Origin of the sequence: Actinomadura darangshiensis (assembly GCF_004349235.1) — a bacterium.
In the GTDB taxonomy this organism is placed as follows: domain Bacteria; phylum Actinomycetota; class Actinomycetes; order Streptosporangiales; family Streptosporangiaceae; genus Spirillospora; species Spirillospora darangshiensis.
The window spans coordinates 1-5,227 of sequence record NZ_SMKY01000452.1; the positions used below are offsets into that span (position 1 = coordinate 1).

8 protein-coding genes and 1 pseudogene are annotated in these 5,227 nt (G+C 65.2%); 4 read left to right on the forward strand and 5 right to left on the reverse strand.

Annotated features, from left to right (window positions below; genetic code table 11):
* The first annotated feature begins 235 nt into the window (after positions 1-235).
* Entirely contained in the window at positions 236-1,093 is an 858-nt protein-coding gene (locus E1293_RS44290) for a helix-turn-helix domain-containing protein (protein WP_132205728.1), read from the forward strand.
* Positions 1,094-1,110: 17 nt separating this feature from the next.
* Positions 1,111-1,311, forward strand: coding sequence for a DUF397 domain-containing protein (locus tag E1293_RS44295; RefSeq protein WP_207939484.1), 201 nt, complete (start codon positions 1,111-1,113; stop codon positions 1,309-1,311).
* 263 nt (positions 1,312-1,574) lie between these two features.
* Here the strand turns inward: E1293_RS44295 and E1293_RS50905 are convergent.
* From E1293_RS50905 to E1293_RS44310, 3 genes and pseudogenes are all read right to left on the reverse strand, one after another.
* Positions 1,575-1,691, reverse strand: a pseudogene (locus tag E1293_RS50905) (NUDIX hydrolase); the annotation flags it as partial.
* Between the two features lie 392 nt (positions 1,692-2,083).
* Entirely contained in the window at positions 2,084-2,359 is a 276-nt protein-coding gene (locus tag E1293_RS44305) for a Clp protease N-terminal domain-containing protein (protein WP_165978685.1), read from the reverse strand.
* Positions 2,360-2,388: 29 nt separating this feature from the next.
* Positions 2,389-3,159: a transposase family protein gene (locus E1293_RS44310; RefSeq protein ID WP_165978686.1), complete on the reverse strand. Its 771-nt coding sequence runs from the start codon at positions 3,157-3,159 to the stop codon at positions 2,389-2,391.
* Between the two features lie 528 nt (positions 3,160-3,687).
* On the opposite strand from E1293_RS44310, the gene E1293_RS44315 reads away from it, so the two are divergent.
* Positions 3,688-3,942, forward strand: a complete 255-nt coding sequence (locus tag E1293_RS44315; protein ID WP_132205736.1) for a hypothetical protein — start codon at positions 3,688-3,690, stop codon at positions 3,940-3,942.
* Between the two features lie 46 nt (positions 3,943-3,988).
* Positions 3,989-4,168 carry a DUF397 domain-containing protein gene (locus E1293_RS44320; RefSeq protein ID WP_132205738.1) on the forward strand — a complete coding sequence of 60 codons (180 nt, stop codon included), beginning with the start codon at positions 3,989-3,991 and terminating at the stop codon, positions 4,166-4,168.
* Between the two features lie 145 nt (positions 4,169-4,313).
* Here E1293_RS44320 and E1293_RS44325 read toward each other — a convergent pair whose 3' ends face one another.
* Together E1293_RS44325 and E1293_RS44330 are read right to left on the reverse strand one after the other, a co-directional pair.
* Positions 4,314-4,805 carry a PIN domain-containing protein gene (locus E1293_RS44325; RefSeq protein WP_132205740.1) on the reverse strand — a complete coding sequence of 164 codons (492 nt, stop codon included), beginning with the start codon at positions 4,803-4,805 and terminating at the stop codon, positions 4,314-4,316.
* 2 nt (positions 4,806-4,807) lie between these two features.
* Complete coding sequence (locus E1293_RS44330; RefSeq protein WP_132205742.1) at positions 4,808-5,113, reverse strand: hypothetical protein; 306 nt, start codon at positions 5,111-5,113, stop codon at positions 4,808-4,810.
* Between the last annotated feature and the right edge of the window lie 114 nt (positions 5,114-5,227).

Consider the following 5,227-nt stretch of genomic DNA (forward strand, 5'->3'; position numbering starts at 1 on the left):
GGCCACCACCCCCCGCACATCCTCGCCGCCTATCAAGAGCCCTCCCCCTTCGTCGACGGAGCCAACTCACACATAAAGCGACAACTCGGTCACTAAGTGTGGCGCGTCTGGGGTCACATGATGTGGCGCGTGTCCAGCTGTCCGCAACTGTTTCAGGGAAGAGTCTAAAAAGAATCTTGGATAGCTTCGCTCGAAGCGCTTGAGAGGCGACTACACAGCGGGCATGCTCGCTCACATGACAGCCAGACCGCCGACCGTCCGTGAGCGCCGCCTTGCCGGTGAGTTGCGGAGACTCAGGGAATCCACCACGGCACTGAATCTTGAGGAGGCTGCCGAGGGGCTGGGGTGGAGCAAGACCAAGCTGTCCAGGATCGAGAACGCGATCCGCAAGGTCACCGCGGCCGAGGTCCAGCAGATGCTGGCCCTCTACAGCGTCACCGGGCCGCGTCTCGATGCACTCGTTCGCTTTTCACGCACGACAAGACAGCGCGGCTGGTGGGACGTCTATGAGAACAGCCTGCCCACGGACTACGCCACGTACATGGGACTGGAGGCTGAGTCAGAATGGCTCAACTCCTACACGATGGGGCTCGTGCACGGTCTGATGCAGACCGAGGACTACACCCACCACGTTGCCCGGTCGATCTTGATGCGATTCTCGCCGGCATCAGAGGTCGAGCGCCGGGTTGCAGCCCGTATGGCACGGCAGAGGGCCTGGACGGAGCGTGCGGATCCGACACGCCTCTGGACGATCCTGGACGAGACGGCGCTCCAGCGGGTCATCGGTGGCCCGGAGGTGATGCGCGCCCAGTGCCGGCGCATCATCGAGCTGACCGAGCAGCCGAACGTGATGTTCCAGATCATGCCGTTGGCCGCCGGTGGTCATCCAGGAGTCGTCGGCAGCTTCGCGATCTTGGGGTTCCCAGAACGCTTCACTCCCAACGTCGTGTACGTCGAAAACATGACCAGCGCCCTATACGTCGAGGATGAGAGGGAGGTGCACACGTACGCGCTCGCATTCGAGCAGATGGCCGCCATGGCCCTGAGTCCGGAGGAGTCAGTGGCTATGCTCGAACGGCTAGCGCGACAATGAGTGCACGGAGGGGCAAAGTGGCCAACCTGCTTGATCCGGCCGTCTTCCGCAAGAGCAGTCATAGCGAAGGCGCCAACGGTTGCGTCGAGACCTGCGTCCGCGACTCACGCCGCCTGTTCCGGGACTCGAAGGACCCCGAGGGCGGCGTGCTGACGGTGGAGCGAAACGTGTGGGCGGCCGTGGTGTCGCAGATCAAGCAGGGCGCGTACGACCTCTGACCTGCCAGTCCCGGATCGTTCGGGCGGTCTCGGGCGTGACGTCGAACCCGGTTAGGTCGGTCGGGTGCAGCCACCGGTAGCCGGTGTTCCGCACTCAGCGCGATGGCGCCGCCGTGGTGGACGAGACCGAAGGTGTACTTACGGGCCTTGCGGCCGGACCCGGAGATGTAGTCGAAGTGGGAGACGAAGCCCGGGTCTCGAGCGAGAGGGCCGGTCCAGCCGAATTCCTCGGTGAGTTCGCGTTCCAGCGCGGTGAGCAGGTCCTCGCCAGGTTCGACACCGCCAGACGGGAGTTCCTCGATGCCGGCCATGAAGGCGTCCTCGGCCGAGCGGCGCAGGATGAGCACCCGACCGCCCCTATGGACGACGGCCCCGACCACGACCTTGGCGATCCGCCGTCAGCGGGGACGGCGATCCGCAGCGAGGTTGCGGCCAGGCGTTCGGCGACCCGCAGTTCGCAGCGGACGCAGGACGCGCGATAGGTAGTGACCGGTGATCTGGGCGCGGTGAAGACGGGGTGATCTAGGCGGGCGGCGTGGTGCTGTCGTGCCGTCAGCCAGTCGTCCATGCGCCGCAGGTACACCTCGGCCATGGCTAGCCCGAGCGGGACCGCCCAGAAGACCCGGAGCGCGGCGTAGCGGGTTGCCTGTCGAGATTTGGCGTCGACTTCGGCGGCTGGCGCGCAGTTCAACAGCCGACGGAAACCAGGCTGAGCACGGCCGCTCTCCGGGCACGTGGGAGCGCGGGGCACGTGCGCCCGCGAGGGACCGCCTCAGCGGCCGGCCTCTTCGTCGCCGGGTTCGTCGTCACTCGACCGCAGATACTCGGTGGAGGTCATCAGGGCGACGATCTCGGCGTCGAGGTCATCGAGATCGACTTTCGTCGACAGTATCTGTGTAGGTATCGCATATTTATCGCGTAGTAGGGCCAAGAAGAGATGTTCCGTACCAGCGTGCGGATGCCCCATCTGCCTGGACAGGTCATCGGCGGTGGCGATGACCTGGAGATAACGTGGTGTGTGTATCGGCCCCTGGTCGCTGTTCTCCATTACCAAACCTTCCTGAAGTCGCGCTTCCGTCACGTGCATTCTACTTCGCATGCGTGGGCGAGCCGCGCCGATCTTCGGTGTTGGCGGACCGGGAGAACACTCAACGCCTGCCAGTTCAACGGACCCCCGCCTTGGCCGGCTGCGGGTCCATTGAGGTTTTCTCGCTGACTTTCAGTTGATCCTGCGGTGCTCGAAAAGGGTGAGGACGTGGGCGGAGCGGACGAGGTCGCCGATTCTGCTGGGGCTGAGGGTGGTGTGCTGGGGGCGGTCCACCGTTGGGTGAGGAGTGCGAAGTCGTGTTCGCCGAGGCAGCGCAGGGAGCGTTGCAGGGCGTTGTGGGTGCGGTTGCCGGTGGCCAGGATGTTGCCGTCGGTGGGGTTCTTGAACGGCACGGTGACGCCGTGACCTGCGCCTTGATAGCCGGGGTCGGCCAGGATCGGCAGGGTGTTGGCGTAGGGGTAGAGGGGCGGCAGGACGTGGGTGCGGGCGGCTTGGATGTCGGCGATGCCGCCGGGTTCGACGTCGGAGGTCCAGATCGGCAGGCCGCTCGGTTCGCTTAGTGCCTGGACGTTGCCGCCGAAGTCACCGGTCTTGCCCGAGTACCACTCATCGATCGTCTCGCCCTTCACGCTGGTGATTGTGAGGCGGCAGCGGTCGCTGTCGAAGATCTTGCCGTCCAGGACGAGGTGGGACAGCCCGTCGGCGACCGCCCGCTGGAGTGCTTGGTGCAGGTCGGGTGCCTGCCCGGCGAGGACGTCGATGGCCTCGTGCAGGTACCGGTAGGCGGTGGCCTGGGACAACCCGAAAGCCTTGCCATGGCGGGTGATGTTCGGCTTGTCGCGGAACCAGGCGCTGCTAGGCCTAAAACATGTTCATCGGCACCCACCAGAACCCTTGACCTGGGAGGAGTCGACACTGGAAGAACTCACCGCGCCACACGTCGATGGCGCCGTCTTCCCAGGCGTTGCAGGGCCCTGGAGGGGCCGACCGGAGGCTACTCGGGGAGATCTGACTCTGTAGCGCCGTAGCCGGGACCGCGGTCTCGGCGGATGCCGGAGCGACCGCCAACCCCCCGGCGAGCGCTGTGACTGCGGAAGCGACGACCAGCGTGCGTGCCATGGTCGAACGAAGTCCCGGCATGAATTTCCCCTTTTCGGAAGGCAGGTGAATTCAAGGGTCGACATCGATGCGCTGGTCGACCCGCTCGGCACCGAGTCGGGGCTCCATCTCCCAGCGTTATCGACTAGGCTCCTTACTCGACATATATCAATAGGTGAAGCACTCAATCAATACATACGGCCGGATCTGGACATAGATACGGCCGCAAAATGATTGTCGGAAACGGCGGCGGCTGGTTACATACTTCCTGGCCGATTAACGTATCTTCTGGTCAGGAGTCGAAGGCCCCCTCGTCCGCGACAAAACACGGTTGGACACAAACGACGGCGATTATGCATCGCTGCGGACGCGGCGGCGGGATCGGCGTCGGCGGTGACCTTCGCAAAGGCCCGCTCGCAGAGGCGGATGTCGGCCTGGAGAGGTCGATCGCCTTGATCGAAAAAGCAGCCGCAGAGCTGGGATGACGGAGAGACGAGGTCTCGTGATGGACACACCCCCTGGAGCCGTGCCGTGTGGCGCAAGAGTTCCTACAGCGGCAGCTCGGGTGGCGAATGTGTGGAGGTTGCGCTGCTCGCCGGTGCGACAGCGCTGCGGGACTCGAAGGACCCCGGTGGTGGCGTGCTGGGCGTGGAGTGGGGCGTGTGGGCGGCCTTGGTGTCGCGGATCAAGCAAGGCGCGTACGACCTCTGACCTGCCAGTCCCGGATCGTTCAGGCGGTCTCGGGCGGGACAGCGCCTGCCCGAGGCGCCAAAAAATGCGGCCCCTTGCGGGGCCGCCCTGCCGGTCGTGACCGACTTCGTCTGAGGAAGAGCATACTTGCTGCTTCCGCCACGGGTCAGTGGCGGCGAGCGTGGCGGCGCATGCCGTCCACTTTCTGACGGAAGATGTCGGGAGTGACGATCGGCGTACCTCGCCATGGCGACATTGAGATCAGGTCCGCGTCGTTACTGACCGCCAGGAGCGCTCCTACCTCGGCCACGAGGTCGAGGATCAGGTTGTCCTCGTGGTCGGGGCAGTCGCTGACCGTTCGGGGCGGGTCGACGATATCGCCCTCGCTGTGCTCCACGATGGCGACGAGCGCCGTCAGGTATGCGCCGGCTTTCGCCTCCTCCCACTTGAACAGCTCTACGAGGATCCGTTCGACGTTCCGCAGGATGTGCGGGGAGACCCACAGGGAGAACTCCGCCGCGTCGTTGGCGACGCCAAGGCAGTCGGCGGAGGCGTTGCCGGAGGTCGGCGGCGGGGACGGCCACGAGCGGAAGGGGCTGTTGCCGGTGGCGGCGGCCGTCACCAGCACGTTGATGTCGTAGACCACGGGCGTGGGCATGGTCAGGCGCGGCCTTCGCCCTTGAGGAACTCCCGGACCCGGTCGGGGACCTCGGCGGGCTCGATCCCCAGTTCGGCCGTGCGCTGCTGCCCGTACGCCTGAAGCTCCCGCAGCTGCTCGGCGAGCATGATCGACTTCATGACGCGGTAGGTGGCGCGCAGATAGGCGGATCGGTTCCCGCCTCCGAAATAGTCGACGAGCTCGTCGAGGACGGGCCTGTCCTCGGACTGGACGGAGAAGCCGAGTGTCTGCCCCTTGCCGTGATCGCGCGGGGTCCTGGCCTTCGACTTCCTGGTATCCGCTCCCATGGACGCAAGTGTAGTCGCCTGCATTTCAGATGCAATATGTTGCTTCCCGAGTGCGTTCGCAACGAGATCCTCGGGGTTGCTGTTCGCGGCGGCCGGGGCTTCTTGGCGTTGGGG